Consider the following 15,825-nt stretch of genomic DNA (forward strand, 5'->3'; position numbering starts at 1 on the left):
GTCGTCGTAGCGAGGGTGCGTCAGATGACGCCCAGGGCCAGCATGGCGTCGGCGACGCGGACGAAGCCGGCGACGTTGGCACCCACGATGTAGTTGCCGGGCGCGTCGTACTCGTCGGCCGTCGCGAGGCAGTTGTCGTGCAGCGCGCTCATGATGTACTGCAAGCGCTCTTCGGTGTGCTCGAAGCTCCACGAGTCACGTGAGGCGTTCTGCTGCATTTCCAGCGCGGAGGTGGCCACACCACCGGCGTTGGCGGCCTTGCCCGGGGCGAAGCCGACGCCGGCTGCCTGCAGGATTTTGATGCCGTCCGGCGTGGTAGGCATATTGGCGCCCTCGGCCACCACCAGGCAGCCGTTGCGGACCAGCGCGGCCGCATCGTCGGCGTCGAGCTCGTTCTGCGTGGCACACGGCAGCGCGATATCGGCCGGGACGTGCCAGAGGCTGCCCTCGGTGCCCAGGGTGGCGCCGTTGCCGCGCAGTTCGACGTACTCGCTCAGTCGGCCGCGTCGTACTTGCTTGACCTCCTTGAGGAGCTCGAGGTCGATGCCCTTCTCGTCGACGACGTAGCCTGACGAGTCCGAGCAGGCGATCACGGTGCCGCCGAGCTGGTGGATCTTTTCGATGGCATAGGTGGCCACGTTGCCCGAACCGGAGACGAGGACCTTCTTGCCCTCGAAGGTCTCACCCTTGGCTTTGAGCATGTCCGAGGCGAAGAACACGGTGCCGTAGCCGGTCGCCTCGGGGCGCACCTGTGAGCCGCCCCAGGTCAAGCCCTTACCGGTGAGCACACCGGACTCGTAGCGGTTGGTGATGCGCTTGTACTGGCCGAACAGGTAGCCGATTTCGCGGCCACCGACGCCGATATCGCCGGCTGGCACGTCGGTGTACTCACCGATATGGCGGTAGAGCTCGGTCATGAAGCTCTGGCAGAAGCGCATGATCTCCAGGTCGGACTTGCCCTTGGGGTCGAAGTCCGAGCCACCCTTACCGCCGCCGATGGGCAGGCCGGTGAGCGAGTTCTTGAAGATTTGCTCGAAGCCGAGGAACTTCACGATGGAGAGGTTCACCGATGGGTGGAAGCGCAGGCCGCCCTTGTACGGGCCCAGGGCCGAGTTGAACTCGACGCGGAAGCCGCGGTTGATCTGCACCTTGCCCGAGTCGTCGGTCCACGGCACGCGGAAGATGATCTGACGTTCCGGCTCGCACATGCGGGTCAGCACGTCGAGGTACTGCGGGTGCCGGTCGATGACCGGGGCCAGCGACTCGAACACTTCCTGTACGGCCTGGTGGAACTCCGGTTCTCCGGGGTTGCGCCGGATTACCACGTCGTACACGTCACCGAGGGGCCCGCTGAATTCACTCATCGATCAATCACTCCTTCGCTGCGTCGCAATGCGCAGCCCTCGCCAATCCGGCACGGGCCGGATCTTCCACTTGCAGACTTTATCGGCGCGATACACGGCAGACACAATCGCCCGCTAATGGCATCTCGTTACCGGGCCCGCTCAGGGGAGTCCCGGCCTGGTCAGGCGGGGACGCGGACCGGCGAATGACGTCCGCCGACAAAGCGCTGCGGACGTCCGCCGGTGTATTCCTTGCGCCAGAGGTGGCGATCGCCGAACCGGCCGGTGTGCTCCCAGCCGAGGTCCTGGCGGAACGCGTAGTAGTCGTTCGGGGCCGGGTGGATGCGCCGTTCCGCGACGTAGCGCACGGTGGCGGGTTCACCGGCGGTAAAGCGCAGGCGGACGGCGCTCCAGCGGTCGTAGACCTCCAGGTGTTTGCCCTGCACCGCCTGCATCTCTAGGTACCGCTCGAAGGACTCGGGGGACAGGTGGCGCAGCGGAGCGAACCAAGCAGTCGTTGTCATGAGAGGACCTCCTGAAGGGATCGGGCAGTGTCTCGATCTCCACCATCGCTCCGAAACTTCGCCGAAGGCAAGAAGATTGAGACGAAATGTAATCAACGTCTCAATGGATGCGCAACGCCCGGCTCCGGTCACATGGGGTGACCGGAGCCGGGCGCGTGATCGCCGGATGCCGTCAGGCCGAGGGAACGGCCCCGGTGGTCTCGCCGGGCACTTCTGCGGTGCTCGTTGACGGTTCGGTGGTTGCTGTCGTCGAACTCGGGACGGAGGTCTCCGTCGTCGGCGTCGTTGTCGATTCCGTCGTGGACGGTTCGGTAGTGGTCGACGTCGCGGCCAGCGTCTGCCACTGCGCCGTGGTCACCACGATCGGTTCGGTGGCGTCCACCGGAGTGATGCGCCAGACCCGATCACTACTTGCCCCGACGGTGCGGTCGATCGCGGATTTCAGGAGATCGTCGCGATTGAATCGCAGTGTGGCGCAGTCGCTGTTCGTCGGGACGACGACGGCCGAATCGAAGGCCGCGGGCAACTCGCACGTGACCTCGCGTCCGCCGGCGGCGGTGTACGACAGTTCGCTCACCGCGTCGCCGCTGCCGAGGAACTGAGTCGGTGCGAGGCTCGCCGATGAGGCGGCCGATGACTGGGTGCCGGTGGGACTGTCTGCGGCAGCGGACGATTCGCTTGCCGAGTTCGCGGCGGCGGACGATTCGTCTCCCGAGCTCTCTGCGGTGGCCGAGTCGTCGGCGTCGCCGGGAACAACAGCCAGCGGGTCGCCGTCGGTCTGCACATTGCGCTCGAGGACGGCAGCGTTGGGTTCGGTGGAGTCCTCGCTCAGTCCGTTCTCTTCGGCGGCGGTACCGGGGAACGCCGGCGCGCCATTGGCCGCCGTGGCAAAGGCGACAGTACCGAAGGCGGGGGTGCCCGCGGGCGGTGCTGGCAGATCGTCCAGGGTCCCGTCAAGAACAAGACTGGTGAGGGCGGGGATCGCCGCGAGCAGATCGGTGACCTGCAGCGTCGGGAATCCGTTGGCTGCCGCCTGCTGCGGAGGAGCCTGCTGCACGGTGGTGTTGTTGGTGACGTAGGTGTTGTTGTACGCCACGCGGTAGGTGGTCTCGGCGCGGTAGCCGGGCCACGGCGTTCCGTAGGCCCGGTAGCCGCCGATCGGCGCGGAGGCCGGCGGGCGCAGCGGATTACCGCAGGAGCAGACCGCACGCGGAACGCCGGCGGCGTCCACGTAGACCGCGGTTCCCGCCTGCAGCACCGCCTGGAACGGGTGCGCCTGGCCGCCCCGGAACGAGTGGTTGGTGACCCAGGTGTCCGCGGTCAGCACCACCGGGGTCAGTGAGTTGAGGTACCACGGAATGTCGGACGGACGGATGCCCTGCACACTCGCCCAAGCATGGGCGGCGGCCGGGCTGGCGGCCAGCTGATTGCCCAGCGACGCGGTGTCGCAGGCCGCTGTGCCGTAGGTGCCGTAGAAGCCCGGCTCGGTCCCGTTAACCTGCTGGACGCCCATCCCCGGCGCGGACGAGACCTGCACTGGCTGCGCCTGCGTCCGATTCACCAGCGTCACCGGGGTGGTGAACGGATCGGGCCCCGGATCGTTCGCGGCCCGCAGTGTCAGTCCCGGAATCAGCGACTTTCCGGTTTTGTTGAAGAACACCTGATTGGCGAGCAGGGCCAGCACCAGCGCCAGCACGGCGACGATCGCCGTCAACAGAAAGGTCATGCGGCGGCGGTTGCGTTGCTGTACACCGGCCATCGCGACAGTGGCGGGGTCCGGGGCAGGCGGCGGATATCCGAACCCGCCGTGAGGGGGATAGGTCATAGCGGAACTCTCTTCGCGTTATAGAAACGGCAATCGACCCGTATATCGCCACGATGGCGCGGAAAGTGACACTTCGCCCCGAGATTCATTCGTTTGGTGGACGCATGCTTCGGGGGGTCATACGCTGCGGTGATGAGTGCCGAGGAGATCCTGGTCACGGCTGCGGCGATCGTTGCGGGCGACGAGGTGCTGCGGCCGGGCTGGATGCGGGTCGGTGGTGGCCGGGTCCTGGACCTCGGGAGCGGTCCCGGGCCGGTTCTCAATCTGCCGCGGCTCGACTACGACGGCACCGTGCTGCCCGGCTTCGTGGACCTGCACGTACACGGCGGGGGTGGCGCGTCGTACACCGACGGTATCGCCGATGAGGTGCGCCGGGCCGCCGAGTTCCATCTCGCGCACGGCACCACCACCACCATGACCAGCACCGTCAGCGCGACCCCCGAGGCGCTCATCGAGATCGTCGAACGGCTGGCGCCGCTGGTCGAGGCCGGGATCAGCGCGGGCATTCATCTGGAGGGTCCGTGGATCAGCCAGCAGCGCTGCGGTGCCCACGACCCGCAGGCGCTGCGCAGTCCGGATCTCGCCGAGATCGACCGGGTGTTGACCGCCGGGCGCGGCACGATCGCGATGGTGACGCTGGCGCCGGAACTGCCCGGCGGGATGGCGGCGGTCAGCCGCTTCGCGCAGGCCGGGGTCTTGGTGGCCGTCGGCCACACCGAGGCCACCTACGCCCAGGCGCGCGAAGCCATCGACCGCGGCGCTCGCGTGGCCACCCACTTGTTCAATGCGATGGCCCCGCTGGGACACCGTGAACCGGGTCCGGTGCTGGCGCTTACCGAAGACCCCCGGGTGCTGATCGAGTTGATCGGCGACGGCGTGCACCTGCACCCGGCGCTGGTGCTCGACGCTGAGCGTTCGCTCGGCTTCGACCGTGTCGCGCTGGTCACCGATGCGATGGTGGCGGCCGGCATGAGTGACGGCGCCTACCGCTTGGGGGAGCTGGACGTTGACGTCGTTGACGGGGTGGCCCGGGTGCGCGCGACCGGAGCGATTGCCGGGAGCACCGCGACTATGGAACTACTCTTCCGCCGGGCGGCCCACAGCTTCTCCGCTGCGGTCGGAGGGCTGCCCGACGACGTGCTTGTGGGCCTCACCAAGATGACGTCCGGCAATCAAGCGCGTGTCTTGGGTCGCGACGACATTGGGGTCTTGGAGCGGGGGCGTCGCGCCGATTTCGTTGTGGTGAACGCCGATTTCGATGTCGTGGACGTCTACCGCGTGCGCGAATTCTGATGGACTAGTCGGGCGGGGAGGCGGGTTGCTGCGACGCAATCGCGGTACACCGGGTCACAATGGAGCTGGTCGAACACCGGCCGCCGACGTCGAATGACGACCGATGAGACTGAACTACGCCGAGAGGGGCCAGCCGTGGCTACGGACAACAACGTGAACAAGATGATCAAGCGACTACGTAAAGAGGTCAGCCGGCTCACCGACGAGGTGCTGGCTCTGCGTGATTCGCTGACCGGGGGTAAAGAGGCGCCCAAGGCCCCAGCGAAACCCGCCCCAGCGAAACCCGCCCCGGCGAAACCCGCCCCGGCGAAACCCGCTGCTGTTGCGGCGGCAAAGCCTGCCGCTGCTCCGGCCAGGAAGCCCGCTGCTGCCAAGCCTGCTGCTGCCAAGCCTGCTGCTGCTGCCAAGCCTGCCGCTAAGCCCGCTGCCGTGAAGCCCGCTGCGAAGCCTGCTGCCGGTAAGCCTGCCGCTGCCAAGCCTGCTGCCGCTAAGCCGGCTGCCGCGAAGCCCGCCGCGGTCAAGAAGGCCGCCGCGCCGAAGGGCAAGTCGGTCGCCGAGTTGCGCGCTGAGGCCAAGGCCAAGGGCATCAAGGGTTACTCGACGATGAAGAAGGCCGAATTGATTGCGGCCCTGCGTTGATTGCGGTTTGGGGCTCACCTTGCACCGGCGCCGCGGGGCGTCTGGTCAAGACCACCGTTAGATGATTTAGGCGGGTCGTCTCGGCGCGATATTCTGAAGCGATGATGAAGCCGGTGCGCGAGACGATCTGGTCGATGCTGGCAACCGTCGTGTTGGTGGGCCGGCTGCTGGCCACCATCGGCTGCGTGGTCTTCACGCTCTGCTGGCTGGTTTTCGCCGTGCGCTACTCCCTGCTGAACGGCTGGCTCTGGTGGGCGCTCGGCTCACTGCTTCTCCTGGGCGTGAGCACCTACCTGTATAGCGTGCTGCGGGTGCGCTATCCGTCGAGCTCCGAGCGCTGGGAAGAGTAATCCGCCGGGGCCCTACTGCATCGCCGGGCTGGCTGGGGCAGCGCGCGGATCGTCAGTCGCGACGATCTGGGCGCCCAGCGGTAACAGTGACACCGGAACCATCTTGAAGCTCGCAATGCCGAGTGGAATGCCGATGATTGTCACGCACAGTGCCAGACCGGTCGTGATGTGCCCGATCGCCAGCCAGATACCGGCGACGATCAGCCAGATGATGTTGCCGAGCATCGACGGCGTGCCGCTTCCCGGGGACCGGATGATGGTCCGCCCGAACGGCCAGAGCGCGTAGTTGGCCATGCGGAACGACGCGATCCCGAACGGGATGGTGATGATGAGGATAAAGCAGATGACGCCCGCGACGGCATAGCCGATAGCCATCCAGAGACCGCACAGCACCAGCCACAGGATGTTCAGAATTGTCTTCATCAGTCCACTATGCCGCAGTCAGAATTGCACATTGGGGACCTCGATGTGTCCGGCCGGTGCCTGGTAGAACTCGCGGACTTTGACGCCGGACATCGGCGCGAAGAACATCCACGGCAGGGTCTTGACCAGCTGGTTGAGCCGGGAGACGGCGTCGTTGTAGTACTGCCGGGCAAACGACAGTTTGTTCTCGGTCTCGGCCAATTCGGTCTGCAGCGCCATGAAGTTCGGCGCGGCCTGCAGCTGCGGGTAGTTCTCGGCGACCGCAAACAGCCGACCCAGCGCGCCGCTCATCTGTGCTTCGGCAGCGGCCTTGGCGCCCACATCGGTGCCGTGGGCGGCCTGTTGCAGACCGGAGCGAGCCGCGGTCACGGCTTCGAGCACGCCAGACTCATGCGCGGCGTAGCCCTTCACGGTATTCACCAGGTTCGGGATCAGATCAGCGCGCCGAGTCAGCTGAACATCAATCCCGCCCATGGCTTCCTCGCAGGTGATGTCGGCCTTGCGGAGCTTGTTGAAGCCGGTGAAGCCGAACAACACCAGACCAACGACCACCACCACGATGACGATGACGAGAATTACGGTACCCATGGGATTCCCTTTCTAGTTGGGATCTTGACTGTCATTATGCGGGTGGGTGCAACGCGGACGAGGGATCTACGCCGGAGCCGCCGATTTCCGGAGCCGCCGCTACCAGGAGCCGCCGCCACCGCCGCCACCGCCACCTCCGCCGAAACCGCCGCCACCGCCGCCGAAGCTTCCGCCGCTGCTGGACGAGGCACTCTGCGAAGCGGTGTAGGCCGAGAGCGACGAGGACAGGCTCGACTCGAAGCTGTCGAACGACGAGCCGCCGAAGCCGCCAGCTCCACCGAGTCCTCCGTGGGCGTAGAAACCGCCGCCGAACCACAGCGGCTCGGGCGGCTCCTGGCCGGTGGCGTACCGGTACTTATCGGCCCAGGCATCCGCGCAGTCGAAGGCGATCGCGTACGGGATGTAGTCGGTGAATATCTCTTTGCGGGCACTGAAGTCCAAACGTTCGGTGTTGGACCGTGTGGATAGCAGGCGCTCGAAGCCGGCTGCCCGCGACCAGACTTCGCGGCCCAGGCGGGTGCGCCGGGTGCCGACGCCCGATGACCACAGGCCAGCGCCGCCGATGGCGAACGCGGCCAGCGGGAGCGCCCAGATCGTCGCAGGCAGCACGCCAAAGATCAGCAGGGCGGCAGCGCCGACCAGCGAGAGAACAATCAGCATGCGACCGAGGTTCTCGGAGTTACTGTGCACGATGGTGCCGCTGCTGGCACCCCAGCCGCGGACCGCGCCGTCGACCGAGCTCTGCGCCGAATGCAGCTGCTGGCCTGCGCTCACTGAACCGTCGGCCGCGAACGTCGAACCGTTGGTGTTCAGACCGAGCGAGGCGAGCAGCGCGCGGTCGGCCGGGTCGAGTTTGGCTTCCACTTCCTGGCTCACGGTGGAGTGAACGGTCCAATCGCCGCCGTGCCGTTCCAGCCGGACGGCGCCGATCTCGGCAAGGTGGAACAGCGTGGCGATGAGTGCGCGCCGCGGCATCGCCTCATTGGCGACGTAGAAAGTCTGCGCGGGGCCGAGGCGTCCGCCGGACGTGAGCGGGTCGTCGGGCGGCGAATACATCACCGGTCGTAGCGGCGCGGTTTCTCGGCTCCGCAGTGCCCACCAGAGGCCGAGACCGAAAGTGATCAGGGAGACTACTAAGGCGAAGACCAGGCCGATGATTGACCGCCCGAGGATCGGGTCGAATCGGAGCGACCAGGGCAAAACTGAACGGTCCGGTGCCGGGAACGGCAGTTCGGCGCGGACGGCGACGCCGGTCATCGGTGGTAGCTCGCCGGTGCGGACGATGCGGGTGGTGGCGTCGGGTGCGCTGATCTCGCAGTCGATGCCGCGGTTGGTGGCGCAGGTGAATGAGAGTGGCGGTTCCGGCAGCCGAATAGTGCTCTCGGTCTTATTCATCGACATCTGCCAACCGTCGGCCACCACCCGCCAGAGCATGCGAGAGGTCGCATCGGTGCCCCAGCTGGAGGTGTCCCCGCGGTTCACCGGGCTCGATCCGGGAGCCAGCACGCCGGTCACTCGGTATTTGAGCACGTACGTGTGTACGCCCGGGGTCACGTAGTAGCCCGCATCGCCGATCTTGGCGACGCGGAAGCGCTCACCTTGTTCCCAAGACAACTCGAAGGGCACCGAACTGCCATCCATAGTGATGCTGATGTCCCGCGGCGTATAGCGAACCCCCCGGTTGCTGGTGTCCGTCAGATCCCAGTACCGGAAGATGCCGTGCCGGCCGTACGGAAACTCCGCGACCACCGTCTCGGTGGCGGCCAGCGAGCCGTCCCGGCCGACGGTGATGTCAGCGTGGTAGTCGGTGATGGTCACCGGATCTGCACCGACCGAGCCGCCCGACGACGCCGTCGTGATCAGTGGGAGAAAGATCCCGATCAAGGTCACGACCAGCACTGCCAGCGACATCAGGACGCGCTTCATGGAATCCGATTCTAAACCTCAGGGGAGCCGCATGGGGTGGCCGGAGATGAGAGGCGACGAGTTACTTGCCGCCGAGGATTCCGCCGAGGATGCCGCCGAGCGGATTGTTGCCGCCTTTGCCCCCGCCGAGGACGCTCCCCAGCACATCGCCGAGGCCACCGCTCTTGGCGCCGCCCCCGCCGCCGAGGATTCCGCCGAGCAGGTCGCCGAGGCCACCGCTGCTCTGCCCCGCTGCGCCGCCCTTCTTGCCCATCTGTGACATCACGTAGCTGAGCACGATCGGTGCGAGCATCGGCAGCAGCTTCTTCACCAGACCCTGGTCGACTGCTGCGGCCGGGACCGCACCGGAGACACCGAGCGCGACGTCATCGGCCTTGTCGCCGAAGAGCTTGCCGACGATCTTGTTGCCGTCGGCAACGTCGACGGCATCGAGGGTGATCTCGCCCTCGGCTAGCCCGTTGTCGTGCTGTTCTAAGGCCCCGACGAGTTTCTGGGTGGAAGTTGTGTCACCAGTTTGGGCGGCGAGTCCGGCCACCAGCGTCGGGAGCACCTGTTCAGCGGCAGCGCGAACGTCTTCGGGGCTTGCCCCGGTCTGCGCGGCCAATTGGTCCACCGGGAGGCGATTGAGGAGCTCGTTGAGATCGGACATGGTTAGTACCCCTTCGTCGGTGGCGCTCGCCACGGCGAGGTCGATTCTGCCATGTGAGCGCCGCCGGAAGGGCACGGTTAGCTCAGCAAAAAACTGAACTTGACGCCAAATTCAACTATGCTCGGCCGGAAGCGGAAGAACTCGAGTGGAGGGTTGGCGGACATGCAGGTTGACGGACACACCGCAATCGTCACCGGAGGTGCCGCCGGGATTGGCGCCGCGATGGCGAGTGCTCTCCTCGACCGGGGAGCGCGAGTGGTGATCACCGACCTCGACGAATGGAAGGTCGCCGGTGCGACTGCGGCTCTGAATAGGCGAGGGCCTGATTCCGCCGCGGGACTGGCCGGGAATGCGGCCGATCCCGACCACATCGACGCGGCAGTCGCGCTCGCCGAGGAACGGTTCGGCCCGGTCAGTCTGTACTTCGCCAACGCCGGTATCGCTGGCGCTCCAGGCCTGGCGGCCACCGATGAGCAGTGGGACGCCGTGCTGGACGTCAATCTGCTTGCCCATACCCGTGCCGCGCGTCGGCTCGTCCCCGATTGGATCGCCCGCGGGGAGGGTTACTTCGTTTCCACCGCCTCAGCGGCCGGACTGCTGACCCAGCTCGGCTCGGCCACGTATTCGGTCACCAAGCATGCCGCCGTCGGCTTCGCCGAGTGGCTCAACGTGACCTACGGCGACCAAGGGGTGCGGGTCAGCTGCCTGTGCCCGATGGGTGTGGACACCCAGCTACTGCGCCCGACGATGCCTGACGACGACGCGGGCGCGCGACTGATGCAGCGGGCGGTCGAGGCCGCCGGCGAGGTGCTGACACCGGAGCAGGTCGCCGTTCAGGTGATGGCCGGAATCGAGGACGAACGGTTCCTGATCCTTCCGCACCCGCAAGTACTGGACATGTATCGGCAGAAAGCCAGTGACTACGAGCGCTGGCTGGGCGGGATGCGGCGATTTGCGCAGCGGCTCGGCGGCACCGAGCCCGCAGCTCCGGCTTAGCCCGCCGCCCGACTCAGCCAGACCTCGCGACCCATCCCGACCCCGCAGCATCCCCGGCAGGAGAAACAGATGACCGACACCTTGTTCGAACCGTCCGCCCGCGCGCAGGAGTACCGCCAACGGCTCCTGGAGTTCATGGACGCCCGGATCTACCCGAACGAAGCAGTGTACGAACAGCAGATGCGCGAATCGGCGAACCCGCACGCCACCCCGCAGATCCTCCGCGAGCTCAAGGCGGAGGCGAAGGCGGCAGGCCTGTGGAATCTGTTCCATCCGCATGCGGACTGGGGCCCGGGACTGAGCAATCTGGAGTATGCCCATCTTGCGGAGATCATGGGCGCGGTGGTGTGGGCCTCGGAGGTGTTCAACTGCAATGCGCCCGACACCGGGAATATGGAAGTGCTGACCCTCTTCGGCACCGACGAGCACAAGGAGCGTTACCTCAAGCCGCTGCTCGACGGTGAGATCGCCTCGGCGTTCGCGATGACCGAACCGGCCGTCGCCAGCTCCGATGCGACGAATATCGAACTACGGATGGAGCGCGACGGCGACGAGTACGTTCTCAACGGCCGCAAGTGGTTCGCCTCCAACGCGGTCCGGCCCGACTGCACCGTGCTGATCGTCATGGGCAAGACCGATCCGGCGGCCGCGACGCATCGGCAGCAATCGATGATGGTGGTGCCCAGCGATGCTCCGGGGCTCACGATCGTGCGGAATCTGCCGGTCTTCGGCTACGTCGATCGGGAAAGTCACGGCGAACTCCTCTTCGAGAATGTTCGAGTTTCGGCGGCCGACGTACTCAAGGGCGAGGGCGAGGGATTCGCCATCGCGCAGGCCCGCCTCGGCCCGGGACGCATCCACCATTGCATGCGGATCATCGGTATGGCCGAGCGTGCGCTGGAGTTGATGTGCGCCCGGGCGACCCGACGCGAAACCTTCGGCGCGCCGCTCGCCGACCGAGCCAATATCCAGGACTGGATCGCCGAAGCGCGGATCGAGATCGAGATGGTCCGCCTGCTGACGCTCAAGGCTGCCCACATGATGGACACCGTGGGCAATAAGGCGGCGGCGACCGAGATCGCGGCCATCAAGGTGGCTGCGCCCACCATGGCCCTCAAGGTCATCGACCGGGCGATTCAGGTGCACGGCGGCGCCGGAGTGACCGACGACTTCCCGCTGGCCATGGCCTACGCGCACATTCGGACGCTGCGCCTGGCCGACGGACCCGATGAGGTGCACAAGCGGGCGATCGCCCGGCGGGAGCTGCGACCGTACCGCGATGCCGCGACCGTGACCGAGACCGTCGCGGGTGTATCCGACGATGTGCTGAGTGCGCGGTACTGAGTTGGCCGTCGCGAAGAAGACGCTCACCCCCCGCGGGGAGCGCACGCGCGCCGCGCTGATCGATGCGGCGCGCCGGGTGTTCGAACGCGACGGTTTCCAAGACTCTCGGCTGACCGATATCACCGCCGCGGCCGACTGCTCGACCGGCACCTTCTACACCTACTTCCAGAGCAAGGAGGAGATCCTCGACGCGGTCTTCGAGAAGGCCCACGAGGACATGCTCCACCCGGGATTCCCACACGTACAGGCCACCGACGACCCGGTCGCGGTGCTGGCGGCGGCCAATCGGGCCTATTTCGAGGCGTACCGGCGCAACGCAAAGCTTCGTCTTGTGCTCGAACAGGTGTCGGGGATCAGCCCCGAGTTCCGAGACAAGCGCCGTGCCCGAAGCCGGGACTTCTCCGAGCGGAATGCGCGGCAGATCGAGCGATTGCAGCAGGACGGTCGCGCCGACTCCGGAATCGACGCGGGGCGTGCCGCGCGAGCGTTGTCGGGCATGGTTTCCCGGATGGCGTACAACGCCTTCGCGCTGGGTGATGACCCGGATATGGACGGGCTCGTCGATACGGCAACGAGGCTGTGGGCCAATGCGATCAAGCTGACCGCCCGATCCACGTAGTCGGGTCGGCGCCGTTCAGAGGTGTCGCCCGAGGAAGTCTTTGGCGTCGCGGAGTGCTTTGCGCGAGTCGGGCGTGAAGTAGGGGAACATCTGGAATACGTGGCCCTGGTTGCGCCACGGCGCAATGGTGGAGGTTCCGCCCGCGGCGAGGATGTTGGCGTGGATGGCGCGGGCGTCGTCGGCCATCACTTCGCGGTCGCCGTACTGGATGAGGGTGGGCGGTAGATTCATGTCCGGGGTGAGCTGGACGCGCATGCGCGGGTGATCGCGGTCGGCATCGCCGGTGTACATCCGCAGCATTCTGCGCGCGCCGGCGGCGTCGATGTACGGATCGCGGACACCGGACCGTTCCAGGGCGCACGCCATCTCGAACGACGGGTCGTAGAGCGGGGAGATCAGATACATGGCGCGCGGCTGGCCGACGCCGTCTCGATGATTGGCGGCCAGCAGATCTTGCGCCAGGTGGCCGCCAGCCGAATCGCCGGCGACGATGATCTGCTCGGGCGCGAATCCGCGATGGAGCAACCACCGGTAGCCGCGGATCGCGTCGTCGCCGCCTGCCGGGAATCGATGGCGTGGCCCGAGGCGGTAGTCGAGACTAAATGCGCCGATACCGGAGCGGCGGACCAGCCGCGCCACCAGTCCGCGATGGGTGCGCGGCGAACAGATCAGATACCCGCTGCCGTGCAAGTAATAGAGAATGCTGCGGCCGGAGTCCGGACTCGGGATCGAGCCGCCGTGGCGGGCGGCCTCGTGGATCCAGTCGCCACGCACCTGGCCGCCAGCGAAACGGGTCTTGACGGTGCTGACGCGGGTCCCCTTCGGGGCCGGACTCAGCGCGGCGAGGGACGCATTCAATACCGGTTTGGCCACCTGCAAGGCCAGTGGGCCGCCCACTGGAACGCGGCTGACCAGACCCATCGCCGGGCGGACGCTCTGCCACGCCGAGGCGCTCAGGGCCCGTGCTTGCGGGGACCCGAGTGCCGACGGTCCTGGGGAAACCTCTGTCTCGCTCATGAATGAGACGCTACGGCGCGATTGCCTCATTACGGGGGTGTTTCGCCGGTGCTACCGAAGAGTTTTGCCGTTGCGGGCGGCGACGTGGCAGAATTAAGGGCACTGCGCTCGGACTTATCCGAGCGGGCCAGCAACGAAGCTGATCTCCCCGGCGGCGCACTCGCACCGAGTACCCGGGACTTCTCCAGTACGTAACAGTGCGCAGCGTGGCGTACGGAGTAGGCAGATCCATGATGCACTTGCCGGGGCCCGTCGGCCTCTACGATCCGATCAACGAACACGACGCGTGCGGCGTCGCCTTTGTCGTCGACATGCACGGCCGTCGCAGCCGCGACATCGTCGAGAAGGCGATCACCGCGCTGGTGAACCTGGAGCACCGAGGTGCCGCTGGCGCCGAGCCGAATACCGGCGACGGTGCGGGCATCATGATTCAGGTCCCGGACAAGTTCCTGCGCGCCGTTATTGACTTCGAGCTTCCGCCGATGGGCGAGTACGCCACCGGTATCGCCTTCCTCCCGCAGGCGCAGGGCGAGGTCGCCGAGGCGATCGCCGGGGTGGAGAAGATCATCGACGCCGAGGGCCTGACGTTGCTCGGCTGGCGCGAGGTGCCGGTCGACGAGTCGTCGCTGGGCGCACTCGCCCGCGATGCCATGCCGACTATGCGCCAGGTGTTCTTCACGCGCGCCGCGAGCGGGCGCAATGCGGACAGCGACGCGGTAATGGATTTGGAGCGTCGTGCCTACGTGGTGCGCAAGCGCGTGCAGTACGAGCTCGGCGAGAAGGGCGCCGGACAGGACGGCCCGGGCCGCGACACCGTGTACTTCCCGAGCCTGTCCGGCCAGACCATCGTCTACAAGGGCATGCTGACCACGCCGCAGCTGCGTGATTTCTACCTCGACTTGCAGGACGATCGGATGGAGAGCGCACTGGGTCTGGTGCACTCGCGCTTCTCCACCAACACCTTCCCGTCGTGGCCGCTGGCCCATCCCTTCCGGCGCGTCGCCCACAACGGTGAAATCAACACCGTCACCGGCAACGAGAACTGGATGCGGGCCCGCGAGGCCCTGATCCATACCGGATCGTTCGGCGAGAACGCCGCCGACAAAATCTTCCCGATCTGCACGCCCGGCGCGTCGGACACGGCGCGCTTCGATGAAGTGCTTGAGCTGCTGCACCTCGGTGGCCGCAGCCTGCCGCACGCCGTCCTGATGATGGTGCCCGAGGCGTGGGAGCGGCACGAGAACATGAAACCCGAGCACCGGGCGTTCTACGAGTACCACTCGGCCCTCATGGAGGCCTGGGACGGACCGGCGTCGGTGTGCTTCACCGACGGCACCCTGGTCGGCGCCGTGCTCGACCGCAACGGCCTGCGTCCGTCGCGGATCTGGGTGACCAAGGATGGCCTCGTCGTGCTCGGCAGCGAGGTCGGCGTACTCGACATCGACCCTGCCGACGTCGTCGCCCGCCTGCGGCTGCAGCCGGGCAAGATGTTCCTGGTCGACACCGCGCAGGGCCGGATCGTCGCCGACGAGGAGATCAAAGACTCGCTCGCCGCCGAGCATCCGTACCAGCAGTGGCTCGACGAGAACCAGTTGAAGCTGGCAGATCTACCGGCGCGGCCGCACGTCCACATGAATCACGACCGGGTCACCCACCGGCAGCAACTGTTCGGCTACACCAACGAGGATTTGCGACTGCTGATCGCTCCGATGGCCGCGCAGGGCGCCGAGGCGATCGGTTCGATGGGCACCGATACGCCGATCGCCGTGCTCTCGGCCCGGCCGCGGATGCTGTTCGACTACTTCCAGCAGTTGTTCGCTCAGGTCACCAACCCGCCGCTGGATGCCCTGCGCGAGGAGATCGTCACCTCGATCGGGCATCGGCTCGGCGGCGAGCGCGACTTGCTCGACCCGGGGCCGGAGTCGGCACGGCAGATCGTGCTGAGTCAGCCGATCATCGACAACGATGATCTGGCCAAGCTCGTCGACATCGACGGCGCCGCCACCGGCTTCCCGTCGGCACAGATCTACGGGCACTACCCGGTGGCCGAGGGTGGCGCCGGTCTGCGACGGGCGCTGGACGACGTCCGGGACCGAGTCTCGGCAGCCATCGCCGACGGCGCGCGCATCATCGTGCTGTCGGACCGCGAGTCGGACGAGAGCATGGCACCGATTCCATCGCTGTTGCTGACCTCGGCCGTGCACCACCACCTGGTGCGTGAGCGGACGCGGACACGCGCCGGCATCGTGGTGGAGGCCGGTGACGCCCGCGAGGTGCACCACATGGCAC

General features: G+C 66.8%; 15 protein-coding genes. 7 read left to right on the top strand and 8 right to left on the bottom strand.

Annotated elements, in window-relative coordinates; translation table 11 throughout:
- Positions 1-20: 20 nt before the first annotated feature.
- The 3 genes from gdhA to WAW85_RS01790 form a co-directional block, all read right to left on the bottom strand.
- The gene (gene gdhA / locus WAW85_RS01780; protein WP_422557946.1) at positions 21-1,364 is read right to left on the bottom strand and encodes an NADP-specific glutamate dehydrogenase; all 1,344 of its coding nucleotides are present in this window, start codon (positions 1,362-1,364) and stop codon (positions 21-23) included.
- 161 nt (positions 1,365-1,525) lie between these two features.
- Positions 1,526-1,867: a DUF2812 domain-containing protein gene (locus tag WAW85_RS01785; RefSeq protein ID WP_422557947.1), complete on the bottom strand. Its 342-nt coding sequence runs from the start codon at positions 1,865-1,867 to the stop codon at positions 1,526-1,528.
- Positions 1,868-2,039: 172 nt separating this feature from the next.
- The gene (locus tag WAW85_RS01790; protein WP_422557948.1) at positions 2,040-3,692 is read right to left on the bottom strand and encodes a DUF6777 domain-containing protein; all 1,653 of its coding nucleotides are present in this window, start codon (positions 3,690-3,692) and stop codon (positions 2,040-2,042) included.
- 132 nt (positions 3,693-3,824) lie between these two features.
- Between WAW85_RS01790 and WAW85_RS01795 the strand changes: the two genes are divergently transcribed.
- The 3 genes from WAW85_RS01795 to WAW85_RS01805 all read left to right on the top strand — a co-directional run bounded on the left by WAW85_RS01795 (position 3,825) and on the right by WAW85_RS01805 (position 5,974).
- Entirely contained in the window at positions 3,825-4,985 is a 1,161-nt protein-coding gene (locus WAW85_RS01795; RefSeq protein WP_422557949.1) for an N-acetylglucosamine-6-phosphate deacetylase, read from the top strand.
- A 93-nt stretch (positions 4,986-5,078) separates the two neighbouring features.
- A complete protein-coding gene (locus WAW85_RS01800) occupies positions 5,079-5,624 on the top strand; it encodes a Rho termination factor N-terminal domain-containing protein (RefSeq protein ID WP_422557950.1) in 546 nt (181 codons plus the stop codon).
- Positions 5,625-5,725: 101 nt separating this feature from the next.
- Entirely contained in the window at positions 5,726-5,974 is a 249-nt protein-coding gene (locus WAW85_RS01805) for a hypothetical protein (protein WP_422557951.1), read from the top strand.
- A 12-nt stretch (positions 5,975-5,986) separates the two neighbouring features.
- Here the strand turns inward: WAW85_RS01805 and WAW85_RS01810 are convergent, their stop codons facing one another.
- The 4 genes from WAW85_RS01810 to WAW85_RS01825 form a co-directional block, all read right to left on the bottom strand.
- Positions 5,987-6,397, bottom strand: coding sequence for a YccF domain-containing protein (locus WAW85_RS01810; protein ID WP_422557952.1), 411 nt, complete (start codon positions 6,395-6,397; stop codon positions 5,987-5,989).
- 18 nt (positions 6,398-6,415) lie between these two features.
- Complete coding sequence (locus tag WAW85_RS01815; RefSeq protein ID WP_422557953.1) at positions 6,416-6,985, bottom strand: LemA family protein; 570 nt, start codon at positions 6,983-6,985, stop codon at positions 6,416-6,418.
- A gap of 99 nt (positions 6,986-7,084) precedes the next feature.
- Positions 7,085-8,911 carry a DUF2207 domain-containing protein gene (locus WAW85_RS01820; protein ID WP_422557954.1) on the bottom strand — a complete coding sequence of 609 codons (1,827 nt, stop codon included), beginning with the start codon at positions 8,909-8,911 and terminating at the stop codon, positions 7,085-7,087.
- 61 nt (positions 8,912-8,972) lie between these two features.
- Positions 8,973-9,560, bottom strand: a complete 588-nt coding sequence (locus WAW85_RS01825) for a DUF937 domain-containing protein (protein ID WP_422557955.1) — start codon at positions 9,558-9,560, stop codon at positions 8,973-8,975.
- A gap of 162 nt (positions 9,561-9,722) precedes the next feature.
- Between WAW85_RS01825 and WAW85_RS01830 the strand changes: the two genes are divergently transcribed.
- The 3 genes from WAW85_RS01830 to WAW85_RS01840 all read left to right on the top strand — a co-directional run bounded on the left by WAW85_RS01830 (position 9,723) and on the right by WAW85_RS01840 (position 12,519).
- Positions 9,723-10,556 carry an SDR family oxidoreductase gene (locus WAW85_RS01830; protein ID WP_422557956.1) on the top strand — a complete coding sequence of 278 codons (834 nt, stop codon included), beginning with the start codon at positions 9,723-9,725 and terminating at the stop codon, positions 10,554-10,556.
- Positions 10,557-10,625: 69 nt separating this feature from the next.
- On the top strand, positions 10,626-11,900 hold the full coding sequence (locus WAW85_RS01835) for an acyl-CoA dehydrogenase family protein (protein ID WP_422557957.1): 1,275 nt from the start codon (positions 10,626-10,628) through the stop codon (positions 11,898-11,900).
- A complete protein-coding gene (locus WAW85_RS01840) occupies positions 11,887-12,519 on the top strand; it encodes a TetR/AcrR family transcriptional regulator (protein WP_422557958.1) in 633 nt (210 codons plus the stop codon). The genes WAW85_RS01835 and WAW85_RS01840 overlap by 14 nt, the downstream gene beginning before the upstream one ends.
- Positions 12,520-12,534: 15 nt before the next feature.
- Here the strand turns inward: WAW85_RS01840 and WAW85_RS01845 are convergent, their stop codons facing one another.
- Positions 12,535-13,536, bottom strand: a complete 1,002-nt coding sequence (locus tag WAW85_RS01845) for an alpha/beta hydrolase (RefSeq protein WP_422557959.1) — start codon at positions 13,534-13,536, stop codon at positions 12,535-12,537.
- Between the two features lie 230 nt (positions 13,537-13,766).
- Between WAW85_RS01845 and WAW85_RS01850 the strand changes: the two genes are divergently transcribed.
- A partial coding sequence (locus WAW85_RS01850; RefSeq protein WP_422557960.1) for a glutamate synthase central domain-containing protein occupies positions 13,767-15,825 on the top strand: 2,059 nt, incomplete at its 3' end.

It is taken from the genome of Gordonia sp. (in: high G+C Gram-positive bacteria) (genome assembly GCF_049299075.1).
GTDB lineage: Bacteria > Actinomycetota > Actinomycetes > Mycobacteriales > Mycobacteriaceae > Gordonia.

Bases quoted from the DNA above. Each gene is read 5' to 3' on its own strand.
- WAW85_RS01800 (WP_422557950.1), top strand. From the start codon at position 5,079: ATGACGACCGATGAGACTGAACTACGCCGAGAGGGGCCAGCCGTGGCT.
- WAW85_RS01830 (WP_422557956.1), top strand. From the start codon at position 9,723: ATGCAGGTTGACGGACACACCGCAATCGTCACCGGAGGTGCCGCCGGG.
- WAW85_RS01815 (WP_422557953.1), bottom strand. From the start codon at position 6,985: ATGGGTACCGTAATTCTCGTCATCGTCATCGTGGTGGTGGTCGTTGGT.
- WAW85_RS01805 (WP_422557951.1), top strand. From the start codon at position 5,726: ATGATGAAGCCGGTGCGCGAGACGATCTGGTCGATGCTGGCAACCGTC.
- gdhA (WP_422557946.1), bottom strand. From the start codon at position 1,364: ATGAGTGAATTCAGCGGGCCCCTCGGTGACGTGTACGACGTGGTAATC.
- WAW85_RS01795 (WP_422557949.1), top strand. From the start codon at position 3,825: ATGAGTGCCGAGGAGATCCTGGTCACGGCTGCGGCGATCGTTGCGGGC.
- WAW85_RS01790 (WP_422557948.1), bottom strand. From the start codon at position 3,692: ATGACCTATCCCCCTCACGGCGGGTTCGGATATCCGCCGCCTGCCCCG.
- WAW85_RS01810 (WP_422557952.1), bottom strand. From the start codon at position 6,397: ATGAAGACAATTCTGAACATCCTGTGGCTGGTGCTGTGCGGTCTCTGG.
- WAW85_RS01820 (WP_422557954.1), bottom strand. From the start codon at position 8,911: ATGAAGCGCGTCCTGATGTCGCTGGCAGTGCTGGTCGTGACCTTGATC.
- WAW85_RS01845 (WP_422557959.1), bottom strand. From the start codon at position 13,536: ATGAGCGAGACAGAGGTTTCCCCAGGACCGTCGGCACTCGGGTCCCCG.
- WAW85_RS01785 (WP_422557947.1), bottom strand. From the start codon at position 1,867: ATGACAACGACTGCTTGGTTCGCTCCGCTGCGCCACCTGTCCCCCGAG.
- WAW85_RS01825 (WP_422557955.1), bottom strand. From the start codon at position 9,560: ATGTCCGATCTCAACGAGCTCCTCAATCGCCTCCCGGTGGACCAATTG.
- WAW85_RS01835 (WP_422557957.1), top strand. From the start codon at position 10,626: ATGACCGACACCTTGTTCGAACCGTCCGCCCGCGCGCAGGAGTACCGC.